At 40.4% G+C, this 18187-nt stretch carries 19 protein-coding genes; 10 read left to right on the top strand and 9 right to left on the bottom strand.

Going from position 1 to position 18187, the window contains the following annotated elements:
* Nucleotides 1-29: 29 nt before the first annotated feature.
* The 7 genes from G0Q07_RS02455 to G0Q07_RS02425 all read right to left on the bottom strand — a co-directional run bounded on the left by G0Q07_RS02455 (nt 30) and on the right by G0Q07_RS02425 (nt 5865).
* On the bottom strand, nt 30-1145 hold the full coding sequence (locus G0Q07_RS02455) for an Mrp/NBP35 family ATP-binding protein (protein WP_163344591.1): 1116 nt from the start codon (nt 1143-1145) through the stop codon (nt 30-32).
* A 136-nt stretch (nt 1146-1281) separates the two neighbouring features.
* Nucleotides 1282-2019: a fibrobacter succinogenes major paralogous domain-containing protein gene (locus G0Q07_RS02450; RefSeq protein ID WP_163344590.1), complete on the bottom strand. Its 738-nt coding sequence runs from the start codon at nt 2017-2019 to the stop codon at nt 1282-1284.
* Nucleotide 2020: 1 nt separating this feature from the next.
* Nucleotides 2021-2740 carry a fibrobacter succinogenes major paralogous domain-containing protein gene (locus G0Q07_RS02445; RefSeq protein WP_163344589.1) on the bottom strand — a complete coding sequence of 240 codons (720 nt, stop codon included), beginning with the start codon at nt 2738-2740 and terminating at the stop codon, nt 2021-2023.
* Nucleotides 2741-2825: 85 nt separating this feature from the next.
* Nucleotides 2826-3152 (bottom strand): MGMT family protein, encoded by a 327-nt coding sequence (locus G0Q07_RS02440; protein WP_163344588.1) that lies wholly within the window; start codon nt 3150-3152, stop codon nt 2826-2828.
* Between the two features lie 122 nt (nt 3153-3274).
* Nucleotides 3275-4015 (bottom strand): tRNA (guanosine(46)-N7)-methyltransferase TrmB, encoded by a 741-nt coding sequence (trmB, locus tag G0Q07_RS02435; RefSeq protein WP_163344587.1) that lies wholly within the window; start codon nt 4013-4015, stop codon nt 3275-3277.
* 44 nt (nt 4016-4059) lie between these two features.
* On the bottom strand, nt 4060-4530 hold the full coding sequence (locus G0Q07_RS02430) for a gliding motility lipoprotein GldH (protein ID WP_163344586.1): 471 nt from the start codon (nt 4528-4530) through the stop codon (nt 4060-4062).
* Nucleotides 4531-4596: 66 nt separating this feature from the next.
* Nucleotides 4597-5865, bottom strand: coding sequence for a PSP1 domain-containing protein (locus tag G0Q07_RS02425; protein WP_163344585.1), 1269 nt, complete (start codon nt 5863-5865; stop codon nt 4597-4599).
* Between the two features lie 521 nt (nt 5866-6386).
* Here G0Q07_RS02425 and G0Q07_RS02420 point away from each other — a divergent pair.
* The 4 genes from G0Q07_RS02420 to G0Q07_RS02405 all read left to right on the top strand — a co-directional run bounded on the left by G0Q07_RS02420 (nt 6387) and on the right by G0Q07_RS02405 (nt 8580).
* Entirely contained in the window at nt 6387-6578 is a 192-nt protein-coding gene (locus G0Q07_RS02420; RefSeq protein WP_163344584.1) for a hypothetical protein, read from the top strand.
* Nucleotides 6579-6596: 18 nt separating this feature from the next.
* Nucleotides 6597-7328 carry a hypothetical protein gene (locus G0Q07_RS02415; RefSeq protein ID WP_163344583.1) on the top strand — a complete coding sequence of 244 codons (732 nt, stop codon included), beginning with the start codon at nt 6597-6599 and terminating at the stop codon, nt 7326-7328.
* An 80-nt stretch (nt 7329-7408) separates the two neighbouring features.
* The gene (locus tag G0Q07_RS02410) at nt 7409-7915 is read left to right on the top strand and encodes a hypothetical protein (RefSeq protein ID WP_163344582.1); all 507 of its coding nucleotides are present in this window, start codon (nt 7409-7411) and stop codon (nt 7913-7915) included.
* Nucleotides 7915-8580 carry a DUF4249 domain-containing protein gene (locus G0Q07_RS02405; protein WP_163344581.1) on the top strand — a complete coding sequence of 222 codons (666 nt, stop codon included), beginning with the start codon at nt 7915-7917 and terminating at the stop codon, nt 8578-8580. Before G0Q07_RS02410 ends, G0Q07_RS02405 begins: the two co-directional genes overlap by 1 nt.
* A 13-nt stretch (nt 8581-8593) precedes the next feature.
* On the opposite strand, the gene G0Q07_RS02400 is transcribed toward G0Q07_RS02405, so the two are convergent.
* Nucleotides 8594-9391 carry an IS982 family transposase gene (locus tag G0Q07_RS02400; RefSeq protein WP_163344491.1) on the bottom strand — a complete coding sequence of 266 codons (798 nt, stop codon included), beginning with the start codon at nt 9389-9391 and terminating at the stop codon, nt 8594-8596.
* 249 nt (nt 9392-9640) lie between these two features.
* Here G0Q07_RS02400 and G0Q07_RS21235 point away from each other — a divergent pair, with 249 nt between their 5' ends.
* From G0Q07_RS21235 to G0Q07_RS02380, 4 genes are all read left to right on the top strand, one after another.
* Nucleotides 9641-9871 carry a DUF4249 family protein gene (locus tag G0Q07_RS21235; protein ID WP_394366530.1) on the top strand — a complete coding sequence of 77 codons (231 nt, stop codon included), beginning with the start codon at nt 9641-9643 and terminating at the stop codon, nt 9869-9871.
* 6 nt (nt 9872-9877) lie between these two features.
* A complete protein-coding gene (locus G0Q07_RS02390) occupies nt 9878-12223 on the top strand; it encodes a TonB-dependent receptor (RefSeq protein ID WP_163344579.1) in 2346 nt (781 codons plus the stop codon).
* Nucleotides 12224-12313: 90 nt separating this feature from the next.
* On the top strand, nt 12314-13021 hold the full coding sequence (locus G0Q07_RS02385) for a hypothetical protein (protein ID WP_163344578.1): 708 nt from the start codon (nt 12314-12316) through the stop codon (nt 13019-13021).
* Between the two features lie 409 nt (nt 13022-13430).
* A complete protein-coding gene (locus G0Q07_RS02380; RefSeq protein ID WP_163344577.1) occupies nt 13431-15359 on the top strand; it encodes a M1 family aminopeptidase in 1929 nt (642 codons plus the stop codon).
* Nucleotides 15360-15362: 3 nt separating this feature from the next.
* On the opposite strand, the gene G0Q07_RS02375 is transcribed toward G0Q07_RS02380, so the two are convergent.
* Entirely contained in the window at nt 15363-15767 is a 405-nt protein-coding gene (locus G0Q07_RS02375) for an OsmC family protein (RefSeq protein WP_163344576.1), read from the bottom strand.
* Between the two features lie 116 nt (nt 15768-15883).
* On the opposite strand from G0Q07_RS02375, the gene nikR reads away from it, so the two are divergent.
* Nucleotides 15884-16285, top strand: a complete 402-nt coding sequence (nikR, locus tag G0Q07_RS02370) for a nickel-responsive transcriptional regulator NikR (RefSeq protein ID WP_163344575.1) — start codon at nt 15884-15886, stop codon at nt 16283-16285.
* 59 nt (nt 16286-16344) lie between these two features.
* Nucleotides 16345-18183, top strand: coding sequence for a TonB-dependent receptor (locus tag G0Q07_RS02365; protein WP_163344574.1), 1839 nt, complete (start codon nt 16345-16347; stop codon nt 18181-18183).
* Nucleotides 18184-18187: the final 4 nt, after the last annotated feature.

The following is an 18187-nucleotide window of genomic DNA, read 5'->3' as shown; positions in this document are numbered from 1 at the left end:
CACAAAGGTACATCTCTACTTTTTTGGTTCTATTTTCGGGATATTTTCACCTTTTTGGTTGGCGCCATCTGAATGTTGCGCAAATGAACCCGGTGCTTTACTTTATCGGCTACTTCGGCAAAAGCCTGCCCGGTAATTGTATCGCCATTGGCAGCTACCGGAGTTCCTTCATCGCCACCCTCGCGAATGCTCTGAACGATTGGAATTTGCCCCAACAAAGGCAAGCCGAGTTTATCGGCTAGTCTTTTACCACCTTCTTTTCCAAAAATATAATATTTATTTTCAGGTAGTTCTTCCGGTGTAAACCAGGCCATGTTTTCTACCAAACCCAATACCGGCACATCAACCGATTTACTTTGGAACATGCTTGTTCCGCGCACCACATCGGCCAAAGCCACATCCTGAGGAGTGGTAACTATAACTGCTCCGGTTACCGGAACACTTTGTACCAAAGTCAGGTGAATATCGCTGGTGCCCGGAGGCAGGTCGATCAGTAAATAATCCAGGTCGCCCCAGTTTCCTTCCGAGATCAATTGTTTCAAGGCGTTCGATGCCATTGGTCCGCGCCAGATAATGGCACTGTCGGTATCAACAAAAAAGCCTACCGAAAGAAACTTTACACCGTATTTTTCCAATGGGTTGATCATTTCGCGATCGCCAATTTTTACACCTGCCGGACGTTCGCCTTCAACACCAAACATTTTTGGTATTGAGGGGCCAAAAATATCGGCATCTAACAAACCAACTTTTGCTCCCGATTTGGCTAATGCAACAGCGGTATTAACGGCAACAGTCGATTTTCCAACTCCACCTTTACCCGATGCAATGGCCACAATGTTTTTAACGTTGGGCAAAACGGGGCGCTCCATATCGTGAATAAATTTCACCGCAATATTGTCTTCAATTTCAACCTGCTCACCCAGGTATTTTTTTATGGCTTCTTCGCATGCCAATACAAGTGCTTCAATATTTGGATCGTTGCTTTTCTGAAAAACCAGCGAAAAACTTACGCGTTGACCGGCAATGCGGATTTCCTGCGGCATTTCCAGTTGCACCACATCTTCTTCGCTTCCCGGATATTTTACTGTACGCAAGGCGTCGGTTACATCTTTCGGGACAATTAATTTTCTTTGACTTTCAGCCATATTCAATTGATTATTGTCTGTTTAATACTGATTATTTGTGTGCAAAAGTAATAATTGCAATTATAAAAACATTCGGGAGGGTGAATTGTTTTGGGAAATCTATACGAACATTTGTTCGCATGATAAAAGCATACAGCTAATTATTCTTTACGTATCTGACCGAATAGCCAAAAGTCTTCATGAATTTTCGTCGGTAGATTCCATATCTGGAATCCCGTAGGTATCGAATAACTGCATTTTCATTTTCACCTGTTGCAGTCCAATAAAAGGCAACTTCATCAAAATAGTCATCATAAAATTTAAAAGTAGCGTCGGGGTAATACGCAAAATAATTATGATGACCGCTGGGACGAGCTGTAAACCCAGACTCATTTGTCCCTCCCATGTTAGGAGGATCCCAAAAAGTAGTACCAGTTTCTTTTAATTTGCCGCCAACGTTCTCATCAACTCCCCGCTCTCCTTCCTGATTTAATTCCTCACTGTTCATTCCCAAAAACGTTTCAAGCTCCATCCATTCTTCATCTGTTGGAAGATGCCAACCATCAGGACATAATTCCATGGCTTTCTCCCAACTGTAAAGACATCCTCTTGTTTCCTTTATAAACTGTCTATCGTAGAATCCGGTATCAGAACTGGAAAACAAACTCAATTTTGCCAGCCAAACACCACTGTTTATTGTGTCGTCTAATAATTCAGGAGCATAAGCGAAATTTTCGGCCATCCAGATTTGTTCGCCGATTTTTACCCAATTGTAGCTTTGATTGTCCCGAGCATCTATAAATACTCCCGATTCTATCTCAATCTCGTCCTTATTACAGGATATTAAAATGAGAAGAATTCCAAATAAACAGTATATGATATTTTTCTTATTCATCTTAATCTTTGATGCATCGTACTGAATAGCCATGTTCTTTCAAGACACTTTCCCGCTCTCTACCATTGTAATGAAACGAATATTTTCTATTCATTGCTCTGTAATATTCATCTTCTGAAGCAGTCCAAAATGCAGCAACACGATTTAAACCATAAAATCTATTGTCGTACTTATTTAAATATCCACCGGGAAGAGCAGAAAAGCCTGTTTCATTTGTTGCTCCCATATTGGGTTCATCCCAATGTCCGGAATCAGCATCCTTTAGTTTTCCTCCAATATTCACTTCGTCTCCTTTGCCATTCGGATGATCCAAATCGTTAAATTCCATTCCTAAAAAAAGTTCCAGTGTCATCCATTCTTCATCTGTGGCCAAATGCCAACCTTTTGGACAAACTTCCTGTGCGGTATGCCAATCGTAAAGAACACCATAATTTGTATAATTTTTACCATATGCCCCTTCTCCTGAATAACTGTACACATAAATACCACAACCAGAATTGGGGCTGCAAACATAAGGGACATAAGCCAGGTTTTCGGCCATCCAAATTTGATCGCCTATTTTAACCCACTTATATTCATGTCCATCTCGATCATCGGTAAATGTCCCCTTGTTGGTTTCAAACTGATCTTTATCGCATGCGGAGAAAAGTAGTACAAATAGAATGATATAGAATTTACACATAGCGGCGCTTAGTTCTACATATTTATTAATATTATTCATTGCATCTACAATATTATAAATATTAGAAAGAACAATATCTTTCGGCTTACATGTTTGGGAACACTTGTTTGATACAAACTTAACTCTATCCCAACCCTTTCCCCGGATCCCAGAACTTTTCTTTGAAGTCAAGGATTTTGTCGCCATCAAGCTTCAGGCCTTCGGCTTCAAGCAGCTCCTGCATGGCATTTGGATTATCGAAATGATGTTTCCCGGTTAACAGTCCGTTGCGGTTTACTACCCGATGAGCCGGAACAAACTCGTGGTACGAATGACTGGCATTCATTGCCCAGCCCACCATTCGTGCGGCTCCCGGCGATCCTAAACAGGCGGCTATTGCACCATACGATGTCACTCGTCCCGGCGGGATTTGCTTTACTACTTCGTATACCTGGTTAAAAAAATCACTCACTGTTTAGTCTTTTGTCATTTCGAACGTAGTGAGAAATCTGTTACAATTATTCACTGTAGTCACAGATTTAACTCCGTTGATTTTCAATTCTCAATCATTCTTCCTTCGAAATAACAGGTTATCTACAAATCTCGTGCACTACGCCCAAAACTACGATACTCGTCGCGTTCAATATCTATTTCGGGTTCAATGTATTCGCCATCGTGTGGAATAAATGCCACGTATTTACTGGGAATTCCGCGGTCGAGCCACTGCTTTTCGTAAAAAGTACGAATACGCAATATATCAGTCAAACCTTCCCATTCGTACAAATTATCGGTTTCGGCCAATATTTCGAACTTATTCAGCTTGGCCATTTCCAGCGTGTAGTTATACTGAAAATTGCTATCGGTTTTTAAATGTACCACGCCGCCTGGTTTCAAAAAATTCCGGTATTTATTCAGAAATGTTGTTGAAGTAAGGCGTTTCCGGGCTTTTCGCATTTGCGGATCAGGAAAAGTTAGCCATATCTCATCCACTTCATCTTTACCAAAAAACTGCGTAATCAGTTCGATATTGGTACGCAAAAACCCCACATTTGTCATCCCGCGTTGGTAAGCCTGTTTTGCTCCTTTCCACAAACGAGCACCTTTAATATCCACACCGATATAATTGATAGTTGGATTTAAGGCCGCCAATTCAACGGTATACTCTCCTTTACCACATCCCAATTCCAAAATTATGGGATTATCGTTTTTAAAAAATTCGGCCGCCCATTTTCCTTTTAAATGAAAATCATCGTGGCCAACCTTATGAAACGGCGCCTGAACAACATGTTCAAAGCTTTTCATTTCATCAAACTTTTTCAGCTTTCCTTTTCCCACTTTTCAAAAATAAACTGCTTGTATTAATAAATTCTGTTGATTTTTTATTTGACTTTTTCCACCCGTACACCCACGTCAGAAATTCCCTTTAGCTCATCGTTTCGCATGCCCTGTTGCAGGCTTATCGTGTAATCGCCCGATAGCGGAAAAAACACATTTCGCCGGTAAATTACCTTTCGGTTTTTTAATCCGCCAAAACCTTCGCCCAGCCATTTCCCCGACGGATCGGCCAGCACTATTTCGAAGGTATCTTTAACCGCCTGGCCATTGGGCTGCCCAATGGTAACAAACAGCCAAAGGTTGCTGTAGCGGTAATCTACACTGTTGCGAACATTAATATAAAGATTATGATTTTGTAGGGTATCAGTAACCGGCACATTAAACACCACCAGCGAATCTTTGTGCCAAACGCCTTTATTTATTGGTTTATATTTATCGAAAACGCTTTGCGAATCGCAAGCTGCCAGCAACACCACAATTCCCACAAAAAGTATACTTTGAAAAAAACGACTCATTCTACTTAAACTAATATTCTTCAAAAGATTACTAAATCAAACGTTATAATACGTAAGTTGTTTTCTTTAATTACGGTTTTGGTTACGATTTTGATTAGATCGGCGATTTTGCTTCGGCCTGCGGTTTTGTTTCGAGCTACGGCTTTGGCCACCTTCCTGATTATTGTTTTGCGTGCTGTCTTGCTGTTGACCCTGTGATTTTGGCTGATTTTGATTTCTATTCCGGTTTGGATTACGCCTGTTACTCCGTTTTTTCGAACGGATTTTTTTCTTTCCCCGGTCAAAACGATCCAGATCTTCCTGCCCCACCACATTATGGAATGTGTCGTCTTTCTGAGCTCCGGCATCATATTTTTCAACTACCAGCTTTTCGGGTTTTTTGCCGCTACGGTTTAATCGCAACACTTCTTTCACCCGTTTTACCGGAACAGCGACCAACGTACCTGGTCCGTTACCACGTGGTGCATACCAATACATGCCACCAAAAATATCGGCTTTTAAAAAGGAGAATGTCATGTGTTCCGTTTCAAGCGGAATATGGTTTGGCGGGAAATCTCTTTGTGCATCAATGTAGGCATCTACCTCAAAATTGAGGCAGCATTTTAATTTACCACATTGTCCGGCCAGTTTTTGCGGGTTTAGCGAAATCTCCTGATGACGTGCAGCATTGGTTGTTACCGATACAAAATTACTCATCCACGTGGAGCAACAGAGTGTTCGTCCGCAAGGACCAATTCCACCAATACGACCGGCTTCCTGGCGCGCACCAATCTGTTTCATTTCGATACGGATGCGGAAAGTTTCGGCCAGCACTTTTATCAGCTCACGAAAATCAACACGTCCATCTGCCAGGTAATAGAAAATCGCCTTGGTTTTATCGCCCTGGTATTCCACATCACCAATTTTCATGTTTAGGCCAAGATCTTTTACAATTTGCCGCGACCGAATCATGGTTTCATGTTCCAGCGAAATGGCTTCTTTCCACTTATCAATATCAACTGTTTTGGCGTGTCGGTACACTTTGCGGTATTCGCCATTATTCAGGGTTACTTTGTGGCGTTTTAATTGCTCAAACACCAACTCCCCCATTAGCGATATAATACCAATATCGTGACCCGGATTTCCTTCAACGGCCACCAACTCGCCAACTTTAAGCTTTAAATTATTTACGTTTTTGTAGTAATCTTTTCGGGTATTTTTAAAACGTATTTCAACAATATCTTCGCCTTTGTATGCAGGCTGAACATCGCCAAGCCAGTCGGTTACCTGCAGTTTTCCGCAGTTCCCAACTTTCGTTCGACAAATCCCTCTATCTGTGGTATTTACTTCTTTCATCTTGTAGATTAGTAGTACAGAGACGTTTAGACTCGCGATCTTTGGTCTCTTTTATATGGCAATGCCAATATAATCATTTAACCTACAAAAGTAATGATTAATAGCAATTTGATAGCTAATGGCTTGGTTTTTAAAATGAATCTAAAAAGAAGGATTTATTTAGAAGAAGTAAAAATTACCCCCCCCATAAATTTTTTAACATATTTTTTGCGCAATAAAAATACAGAATGATTTATATTCGTAACGTTGATTCAGGAAGGCCCCTGCTTTTCGACACAATTTTAACGAGGGACATAAATTTTAGGGTGGAGTGTGTAAAGCACAGAGGTGTTTACAACGTTTGATTTTTAGATTATACCTAATGAGGTTGGTGTATACTTTAAGGATAGAAAACAATTATAACAACATAAAACCAAGGGCAAAAAGTAACCCAGCCCTTTAAAAGAACCGGGTTACACAACTTGTTTTATAAACCGGAACGGGGAGCAGCAACTCCCCTTTCCACAAAACTTTACAAAGAAATGAAAAAATTAGTTTTGTTTGCTATGACTGTAGCATGTTTAAGCATTTTTAATGCTTGCGAAAAGAGTGATGATTTTATTGATCCGACTGTAGATCAAGAAACAACAAACAATCCCTTGTTTGCAGGACTTGACACCATTGCATTCTCAGTTGAGAATAATATAATGGTATTTGAAACTGAAGAGGACTAACAAAAATGTCTGGACTTTTTGGGAACTATTGAGGTGAAAGATTATCAATTGTTTGAGAAAGAAGTTGGTTTTAGTTCACTTCTTGCTTTGTCAAATAGCGTAATGCAAACTTGTCCGATTGAAGATGAAAAATTTGCCACATTATTGAATCCGCAAATGCAAATTATTATTGAACACTACCTTTTCACTTTGAATCATGATGAAGAAAAGGTCGAAGCTCTGTTTATCGATGATGATTATGAATTAAAGAGTGTAGATGCAAATTCAATGAAAGAATTTAGCTATGATGATAATGTATTTGCAATCTTAAAAGGTGAAAATTTAAAAAGTGTTGCAGGTTATTGTGGACAAGAGAACTCTGTACATGAACCAGGTGATGGTATAGTAACATCCGTTGACTACAATAAGTACGGCATTTATAATTCTTTAGTCTCTAAAATTTATACCGTATTCTCGGGGAAACCACTTTACCTAAAACATGAAACGATAGATTCGCCTTTAGGAATTGTCCCTCCGAGTGGAGGAGATTATAAAACAATTACCTCCAGATGTTTTTATCGAAGAATTGGTAAACAAAATAACATTATTTATTCTTATGGATTTTCTTACACAGATAATCTAAAAAAGACATTGTGGGATAATCGAAGAAGATTAACAGGATTTCGTTTAGACATGAAATACTCGTGGAAATTCTCAAATTACGGAACAGTTTCTTACGATACGAATATGATTGAATGCCATCAATACTAAAAAAAATTTCATCTCCGGAGGAATCCGGAGATGAAATACCAAAAGCTATTTTTAAACAACAAATAAATTATTTTATACCCATGAAAACAATATTAACTTTTTTACTTCTTTTTCCAGTTCTGGCTTTTGCTCAAACCGAAAACAACAGCACTAAAAAATGGAACATCGGAGCTCATTTTGTGCATCGATCGATGAATTCTTATGAATTTTATGATGGCTACAGTTACCCACGTTTAAGCGCCGAATACAGTTTTACTAATTGTTCATCAGCCGAATTGATGGTAGAACGTATTGGAAAGATCAAAACAACAAATTACACTCATTCTTCTTACGCTCCGATTAGCATAGGCTACAAACTCAATGTTTTACCCTGGTTTACGAAAAACGAATGGCTGGTTAACAATTTAAAAGTGTACAACAGTATCAGATATTCTGTTGTTTTTTCAGAAGGTCACATAACTGACAATTTTCGATACGCCCCTGGCATTGATTGCTACATCTACAAAGACTTTGGACTAAACACCGAATTTGTTTTTGGACAAGCTATGAAAACTACTTTTGCCATAGGAATTAAATACCGTTTTTAATGCATAAAATCTTCTTTATTATACTGTTGATCGGATTATTTTCGGCTTGCATTGAGGTTGTTGACCTGGATGTGGAAGAAACACCACACGAACTAGTGGTAAATTGTTTCTTTACCGAAGGCCAGCCTTTTGTTGTAAATGTTAGCCGCCTGGCAGCCTACCCCGATTTAACAGATCGAAACCTTGAAGATGCCACAGTTTCGATTTATGAAAACGACATTTTAAAAGGTACTTTAAAACACACTGAAAATGGCATTTACACCAGAAATTCAATTTCCCCTACATACGGAAATATGTATTCCATAAAAGTAGATGTGTCAGGTTATCCAACTGCAACGGCAAGCGATACAATACCAGAAAAGGTTTCAATTCAGGAATGTAACTACAGGCAAAACGCAGGAGTGGACGAAGAAGGAGATCCTTATGGAGAAATTATTACCTCATTTACTGATCATCCAAATGTAAAATACTATTCTATTCAAATTTACTCCAGATGGGAGAAACCTCTTTATGATCAAAATGGTTATCCAGCCGGTTCGGAAGTAATTTGGTATCCGATTGAACAGACAAGTTTTGATCCAGTTATCATAGCCGAAGGCATCACAAAAAATGACTATTGTTCCTATTTTGTTTTTAACGACGCACTCTTTTTTAATAGAAACTAACCCGTTGTGCGGTTTAAACTGCCAGGGCATATTTTAAATTATTAATTGGTTTACCGTTCTTTAAATTAATGTATTGCAGTAAAGTCACCGAAGTAACTTTTGTGAGTATTCTGACTGACAATCCAATAAGTGTTTTGGCGTAATTACGTTTAAGCATGAACTGGTCGCAAAGTTGAGAAAACAATGTTTCGATCCTTTTTCTAAACTTTTTAAAAACAGGTGGGTACAAAGTGTAAGCTTTTTGATTAGCCCGCATGGGGGTTTCCAGTTTAACGTTGCAGGAAGAAAACAGGTCAATTTGCTGAGAACTGGATAAATATCCTTTATCTCCCAGCAGGATACAATTGTTTAGCCCAGAATGCTTTACCTGCGACAGGTAATGAACATCATGGACACTAGCCTTGCTTAAGTCCATACTATGAAAAACCCCGTTTGCAGAGGTAAGCAAATGAAGCTTGTAGCCGTAATACCAGGTTTTATTAACAGCAGAATAGCCTTTGTTTGGTGCTGTCTCAAAGTTTTCTTTGCAAATCCTGCTGCGTTGTTCACGGGCGTTCTTGCAAACAGGGATGGGAATCGAATCAACCAGGAAACAGTCTTCTCCTGCATTGAGAAAGCCGGCTACAGTCTTGTTCAATTCTTCGATAAAAGGATAAAGGCGTTTTCTTCTGCGGTTAAAGTTGCTTCGGTCGATTAGGTTGGGAAAATCATCAGCATGTTCGCTTTTGATTTTAGCCCACAAAAAAGCTTCGCTGTCGATTCCGAGTGACTCGCCAGTAATAGAGAACGCAATAATTTGACAATCAGACATCTTTGGGCGGTTTCTATACGAATAGAAATTATCGAAAGAGTTGATGCGATTTTTAAATACAGATTTGGTAATGAGAAAGAATCTGTCGTAATTTGATTTCAAGTTATGCATAACAGAAGTAAAAATGTGGTGTTTTATACTTCTAAGATATTGAATATCATGATTATGCATAACTTTTTTTAGTTATAGATATTAATAAGGTTATTAACAAATTAAACCGCACAACGGGTTAGAAACTATAAATTAACTGTGAATGCCAGCTCTGAATATGAATCCAATGACAAATTAAGGGTACTATTGGAAACTGGCACAGCAAATTACTATCAATATCGCAAACGTCTTCTAAAACACGAGCCCTACTCATACGAAGATCCTTTCAAACCCTATTCTCCTATTCCTCTCTATTCCAATGTTTCCGGCGGGCAAGGCATTTTTGCCGGGTACCAGCGCGATATTTATTATTTAAACTTTTCAGAATAACGCCACTTGAAAACACTACTCACCATATTATTTGTTTGCTCATGTATCGTAGCTAAGCCGCAGGTAATTGTTCACGGTTATATAAAAGATAAAACCAACAACGAACCGTTGATTGGAGCCACAATTTCAATTAGCGGAACCAGTACCGGAACGTCAACCAATAACACCGGTTATTTTTCGTTGCGCCTTGCCGATGCAACACAAAACATGCTTACAATACGATACATCGGGTATAAAACGAGGCAAGAACAAATTAACCTAAAGAATCCAGCACCGCAGTATTATTATCTTGAACCGGGCGTTGAAATTGATGAAGTTACGATAAAAGCCCCCCTGTTTTCTGAGAAACGAATGGGAGCAAACCTTACCGAAATTCCGGTGCAGGAGTTGAAAAAACTTCCGGCACTTGGTGGCGAGGTCGACCTGCTGCGTACCTACCAGCTTTTGCCGGGTGTGCAGGGTGGAAGCGAAGGAAAAACCGGGTTGCACGTTCGGGGCGGAGGACCGGGACAAAACCTTATTTTATTAGATGGATCGCCGTTATATTACGTCAATCACCTGGGTGGATTCTCATCTATTTTCGATCCCGAGGCCGTTAACAATTTCAAATTGTACAAAGGAGGTTTTCCTGCTCGTTACGGAGGCCGCCTGTCGTCGGTTCTGGATGTACAAATGAAGGAAGGCAATAAAAACAAAGATCAAACATTTATAAGCATCGGGACTATTTCGGGTCGTTTTAATATGCAGGGGCCATTGCAACAAGGCAAAGGTTCCTATTTCATTTCCGTACGGCGCATGTGGCTCGATTTGCTAACACGTCCATTTTCTTTCGCTGCTTTCGACAAGGCTTCGTTCGGCTATAGCTTTTACGATGTAAACGCTAAAGCAACACTACAATTATCAGAAAAAGACAAACTGTTTTTAAGCCTGTATTCCGGCGACGATAAACTGGTATTTAGCTATCGGGAGAAGGTATTAGGAACTGGTGAAAAAGCAAAACAAAAGGTAAAATGGGGAAACCTACTTGCTGTTGCACGTCTGAATCATACGTTTAAACCGGGCCTCATCAACAACACAAAAGTGTCGTTTACCAAGTACCGGTTTATCGACAAGGATTTGTACAAGAACAAATCGGACAATACAAAGTACAACTCGGCATTTAAAAGCCGTATTTACGACTGGGCTGTTAACAACGATGTTGAGTTTCAGCCGGGGAATGCGTATAAAATGCTGGCCGGTGCCGGTGCCACTTTTCATTTTTTCATGCCGGGAAAAACAAGGGCCAGCAACATAAACGAAGGCGAAACATACATCGACAGCACTTATGGAAGTACTTCGTTAAATGCTTTTGAAAGCCAGGCTTATATCGAAAACATATTCTCGTTCAAGCATTTGAATTTTAACCTTGGTGCGCGCCTCAGTCATTTTTTGGTTGACGGCAAAAATTACTTTTATGCTGAACCGCGTCTGTCACTTGGTATTCCCATCACCCCATCAACATTGGTAAAAGCATCGTACACTCAAATGCACCAGTATGTTAATATGCTTTCGAATCCAACAGCAGGTTTCGAAACCGATTTCTGGGTTCCGGCAACCGAAAAAGTTCCGCCAAGCGGCTCGCGACAATTCGCCGTTGGTATTGAAAAAAATACCACAAAATTTGAAGCCGGAATTGAAGCGTATTACAAAAAGCTAAACAACCTGGTTACTTTTAAAGAAGGAGAAGTTTTCCAGGGAAATGCAACCGACTGGCAAGACCGTGTTGCCATTAACGGAACAGGAACCTCGGAAGGCATAGAATTTTTTGCCCGAAAGAAAACCGGAAAAATAACCGGCTGGGTGAGTTATACACTGGCAAAATCAGACCGGCAATTTGACGAAATTAACTTCGGCGAAACCTACCCGTTTAAATACGATCGCCGACACGATGTAAGCGTGGTGGTAAGTGTCCCAATAAACGAAGAGTGGAATTTTTCGAGTACCTGGGTTTATGGTTCGGGCTACCCCATCACACTTGCTTTGGGAAAAATGAATACCATTGAAATGAATGATATCCCAAATGGTTCGGATAACTACTATCAGTTTGATGAATATGGCGAATATTATGGGGCTAAAAATTCGTTTAACATGCAAAGTTACCACCGCCTCGACATTGGTTTTACCAGAACGCGAGAAAGTTATGGAGTAGAGCGCACATTAACCATTGGAATTTACAATGTGTACAACCGAAAAAATCCGTATTACTACTTTTACAAACAACGAAAACCCTGGCGTGGCGATTATACAACCGAACTTTACAAGAGTAGTTTTTTACCTTTTTTGCCGGCTATTAGTTATAGTTGGAGGTTTTAAAACGATGTGATTACCATTCAGAAAAATTCGTAACTCATTCACCAGATGTTCTTTGCGCTCATATCGGAGTTGTTTTCACTGCCCTTCGTAATGTTTTCACTACCTCGCGAGATGTTTTCATTAACCGCAGAGTTCAATTCACTAAGCCCCGAGATCTTTTCACTCATCGCCGGGTTCAATTCACTGCTTCGGGTGTTGTTTTCATCAATTGTTATGATGTTTTCATTTACCGTGGAGATCAATGCATCAACGCTGGAGTTGTTTTCATTACCCCTTGTGTTAAATTCACGAACTCCCGACTTCAATGCACTCCCTTGTGGGTTAATTCCACTTATTCCAGTGTTCTATTCAATAATTTGCGTGATATTTTCGCTATCTGTCAGGTATTATCGTTTAATCAGCCGCACCATCCGCAACCCGGTATCCATAAAAACAATTCGTGGATTACCGAATTGGGGAGCAGCAACTCCCCTTTCCACAAAACGTTACAAAGAGATGAATGACGGTGACCCTACAGCACTCTCGACAACTACAAGGTCTAAATACGATGATACAACAATAACTCAAACAACGAAAACCACAATTTCAGATGAAGATGATGAAGCAGGAGAAGCGCTGGTTCAGTATTGCGATGAAACTTCTCTCGAAGGAAATGAATATAATACCGGAATAAATGAACTACCCCGCCGCAGAGCAGACGGGGAATCAATAAGGAATTCTTCTTTTAATCGCCCCGAGGGCGGGGAATATAACCCAAAAGATCCCTCGGCTATGCTCGGGATCAGTTCGGCTTGGTAATTTCAGTTCACGTTGTTCCTGAAACCACAGTCTCACTGATTAAACAGCACCTACAAATTCAAGCCGGGCGAATTTCACCAATTCGCTGCCGGGCTGGGTTTCGGATTGATACCTTATTCAGGTGAAGATGCTTTTTTTTCAGTGCCTGTGGCTTTAGAAATTTTTCCGTTGCAATCGTTTAAAAGGCTTTCGCTGGTTATTGAACTTGCCCCGGAAGTTTATTTTAATGATGACGTTGTTGGCCTGAGGCATTTATGGGGAATTCGGTATTCTTTCAACAAGTAGTTCTTTATTCTTTAAAAAGGATGTAATCTTTCTAAAGAGATGATATCCTTGGTAACTCTTACAAACAATTAAAACATGAAACAGATTACAATAATGTTCTGTCTGCTATTATTATCTTTAGGCAATGATTCGATTAGCCAATATACTTCTTTTACTGTGCATTTGCTTCACTGCTATCGCACAGAAAGATGAACTGTTCATTTCAGACAAAATAGCGCTTGAAGAAAGCCGGAATTTTCTGTTGAAATCGAATTTTGTTGAAAGCCGGAACAACACACTTACTGATTTTATATACCAACGAATGGAGTGGCAGGTAGATCCGGCAGTTAGGTACATTTCGGGCAACGTGACCTCCTATTTTAAAAGCCAAACAGAATTACTGAATAGTATTGAATTTGATTTAAGCGATTCATTAACTGTTGACTCTGTTTTCACAGGAAATAGCAAAGCAATTTTCACACATCAGGATAATAAAATTAGTATTGAACTGACTGATCCTCTTTCGAACGATCAACTCGATTCTGTTTCGATTTTTTACCACGGAACTCCTCCCAAATCGGGCTTTGGCTCGTTTGAAACCAGCAGCCACGGCACGGAATTCACTCCTGTTCTGTGGACACTCTCGGAGCCATACGGCGCAATGGAGTGGTGGCCCTGCAAACAATCGTTGGCCGATAAAATCGATTCGATAGATATAATTGTTACAACGCCGGAACAATACAAAACGGCAAGCAACGGAATTTTAGTTTCTGAGCAGCTGAACGACACCACCAGAATCATGCACTGGCAACACCGTTTTCCCATTGCCACGTACCTGGTTGCCATTGCTGTAACCGATTACAAGCGCTATTCTGATTATCTGGAAAAAGAAAATGGCGATACAATTGAAATTCTAAATTACGTATATCCCGAGGATTTTGAAGATGCACAGAGGAAAACACCGATAACTGCTGAAATTATGCAGCTGTATGAAAACCTGATAGGAGAATATCCTTTTGCTGCCGAAAAATACGGCCATGCACAGTTCGGCTGGAGCGGCGGCATGGAGCATCAAACCATGAGTTTTATGGGAAGTTTTGGCTTCGGACTGATTGCGCACGAGCTGGCGCACCAGTGGTTTGGCGATTATATAACAATGGGATCGTGGCAAGACATTTGGCTTAACGAAGGTTTTGCGACCTATTTAACCGGGCTTTCATACGAAAACATTGAAACCGAATGGTGGCCGGTATGGAAACAGGTGTATTCTGATCAAGTAAAAGAGGAACCCGGTGGAGCAGTATATGTTACCGACACCACTTCTGTTGAGCGCCTTTTCAGTAGCCGCCTGTCGTATGCAAAAGGTGCTTATCTTTTGCACATGTTACGCTGGGTAATTGGTGAAGATGCCTTTTTCCAGGGGCTTAAAAATTATTTCGAAGATCCCGCAATTGCCAATGGTTTTGCCCGATCGGAGGACGTTATATCACATTTTGAACAGGCTGCAGATACCAGTTTAACAGGGTTCTTTAACGACTGGCTTTACGGCGAAGGTTATCCCATTTACTCGGCCAGTTTTAAACCAACCGATTACGGAAAAACATTAATAACGCTAAGTCAGTCCACTACTCATGAATCAGTCGATTTTTTCGGAATGCCGGTGCCTGTGCGCTTGTACAATGCAGGCCGAACCGATTCTCTAAATGCCAGGCTTGAACATACCAATAATCAACAACAATTTATCTTAGAAACCGATTTCCATATTGCAGAGCTGGTCATCGATCCGGATCTTTGGTTGCTTTCAGAAACCGAAGAGGTTGTTGGGGTCACGGATGAACTCAGTACACATTCGATCAAAATATTTCCGAACCCGGCCACTACCGAAATTACCTTGGTTGTTCCAACAGCGATTCATATCTCCCACATCCGGATTATTGATATGGCGGGGATTGAAGTAAAACATCTCAATGCCTATAAACCAATCATAAATATCTCCGATCTTCCAGTAGGAACGTATGTGTTAAATGCCGAACATTCCTCCGGAATTTTCAGCAGTAAGTTTGTAAAACACTAAAAGCTACCAGTTAAATTTTATGGTTTGAACCAGATCGGGATGCAAACTTAATGGCACCGGACTAATTCCGGCAACACTTTCCACCAGTTGCTTTTCTTCCTTGGTATAATTTTTTGCAGGAAAAGTAAATTCTACAATTACCTCTGCCACACGCCGCGGATCAGAAGCCATAATTTTTGTTACATCAACCTGTGTACCTTCAATATCGATGCCATTATCGCGGGCTTTAATTCCCATGATAGTCATTATACAACTTCCCAGAGCCGTTGCCAGCAAGTCGGTTGGCGAGAAATACTCTCCTTTACCCCGGTTGTCGGTTGGCGCATCGGTTATCACTTTATTGCCCGATTGCAGGTGCTCATTTTCGGTGCGTAATTCGCCCAGATAAATTGTTTTTATTGTTGTCATACCAAATCATTTTGTGCTGTTTAAAGGTATAGCATTTAAAACAATCCTTATTTTACGGCTACAGTTTCGTTCGTTTTTCCTACTTTCGTGTTACGAATTTTAAAATTAGTAATACCATGACCGTTTCGAGGTTTGGCGTTTCGTTGGATGAAGAACTCCTTGAAGCTCTCGATAAATATGTTGAGGACAATGCTTTTGCTAACCGCTCAAGAGCAATCCGGCATCTTATAGAAAAGAACCTGGTGGAAGAAAAGTGGAAATGTGATAACATTGTGGCCGGAGCCGTGATCATCGTTTTCAATCACAAGAAAAAGGAAATACTTAAAAAATCTTCTGAAATTCAATTCGAACACAAGGAGTTTATTCTTTCCTCTCAGGGCTTTCATTTAAATGAGAAAAACTATATGGAAATTATTGCGGTGAAAGGCCCATCGCGAAAACTTACTGAAATTTCAGATCTGCTGATTAGTCTGAAAGGAATAGAGCACGGAAAATTGGTTATGAGTAAAGCGGAATAAAAAAATTTGATCAATTGGTAACACGTTTAAACTAATACGTAACACAATAAATTATAATAATGCGAATATTTACCTTCATTTTTCTCATCATTCTATCTGCCCATGGAATTGGCCGGGCACAAATGCACTTTGCAACCAACGACACCATAACCATCAACGAAGTGGTGGTTACCGGAACACAGGTTCAGGTAAACCGCAACAATGTTCCGATGTCCGTTTCGGTGGTTAACCGCACCCAAATTCAGGAAAGCGACGAGTCGGCATTGCTTCCGATTTTAAATGGCCGGGTGCCGGGTTTGTTTGTTACCGAGCGGGGCGTAACCGGTTTTGGCGTTGCTGCCGGATCAGCAGGACAGATTTCCATCAGGGGAATTGGCGGAAGTCCGACAACCGGTGTTTTAATGCTTATTGACGGGCACCCGCAATTTATGGGAATTATGGGGCATCCACTTCCTGATTCGTATGTAGCTTCGGATGTTGAACGCGTGGAAGTTATTCGCGGACCAGCATCCATTCTCTACGGATCGAATGCTATGGGTGGCGTTATAAATATTATCACAAAAAAACAAGATGCGGATGGTTTTAATGGCAACGCACGCATATCTTACGGATCGTATAACACACAAAAATACATGGGCTCGGTTGGTTATAAAAAGGATAAGTTCAGCGTGTTTATTTCAGCAAATCACGACCAGACTGATGGCCACCGCCCCAATTCTGATTTTAAAATTACCAATGGCTATCTGAAACTTGGGTACGAAATCAGCAAGCATTTTGATGCAGCAGCCGATTTTAGTGTGGCCGCTTTCGATGCTTCAGATCCCGGCCCCGATACACTTAACGCTACGCCCGGACAAACGATTGACATTTTGCGTGGATACGGATCATTTTCGCTGCGTAACAATTTTGACAAGGCATCGGGCGCAGTTAAGTTCTTTTATAATTTTGGAGAGCATAAAATTACGGATGGATTTCATTCAAACGACCATAATTATGGATTGAATTTGTATGAATCGTTCGAACTTTTTGAGGGCAATAATCTTACTGCCGGAATGGATCTGATGAATTATGGGGGTAAAGCAGAAAACAAATTTGCAATGGGTGGAAAGGGACTGACTTTTGCCGATACCACTATTACCGAAGTTGGTGCTTACTTATTTACTCAACAAAGCATTGGTGAGAAACTGATAATAAATGCCGGAATTCGTTACCATAATCACAGCGAATATGGTTCGGTTTGGATTCCTTCAGTTGGCTTCTCCAATTCATTTTCGCCATCAACAACCTGGAAGGGGACCATCTCAAAAGGCTTTAGAAGCCCTACAATGCGCGAATTATTTATGTGGGGACCAAATCCCAATCTCAACCCGGAAACGATCTGGAATTACGAAACAGGCATCATTCAAGCGTTTTTCGATCGTAGAATGCAGATTGAACTAACAGCTTTTTTGGTTAAAGGCGATAACTTGATTGTAAATACAGGTCAACCAAACGGCTTCCAAAATACCGGAGAGGTTTCCAATAAGGGAATAGAATTCTCGCTGGATGCTTCACCAACTAAACAACTTACAGTTAATGCAACTTACAGTTACACCAATATGAAAAATCCGGTTTATGCTACGCCGGAACATCATCTTTTCTTAAATGCTTCCTACCGTATAAAGAAACTTTTATTGGTGGCCAATATGCAGCATGTTTCGGGGCTGGATAACGATCCAACAGCAGTTACCAACCTTGAAAGTTACTCCTTATTAAATGCCAAGGCCAGCTACAACCTGACAAGAAATGTAAAACTTTATGTTAGTGGAGAGAATCTGTTAAGCACCAACTACGCGGTGAACCGATATTATACCATGCCGGAGATTACGGTATTTGGCGGATTGAATTTAACGTTCTGAAAAG

This window comes from Draconibacterium halophilum, assembly GCF_010448835.1.
Classification (GTDB): domain Bacteria; phylum Bacteroidota; class Bacteroidia; order Bacteroidales; family Prolixibacteraceae; genus Draconibacterium; species Draconibacterium halophilum.
The sequence above is the reverse complement of the archived record's forward strand: the minus strand, read 5'-3'. Positions and strand labels throughout refer to the sequence as shown.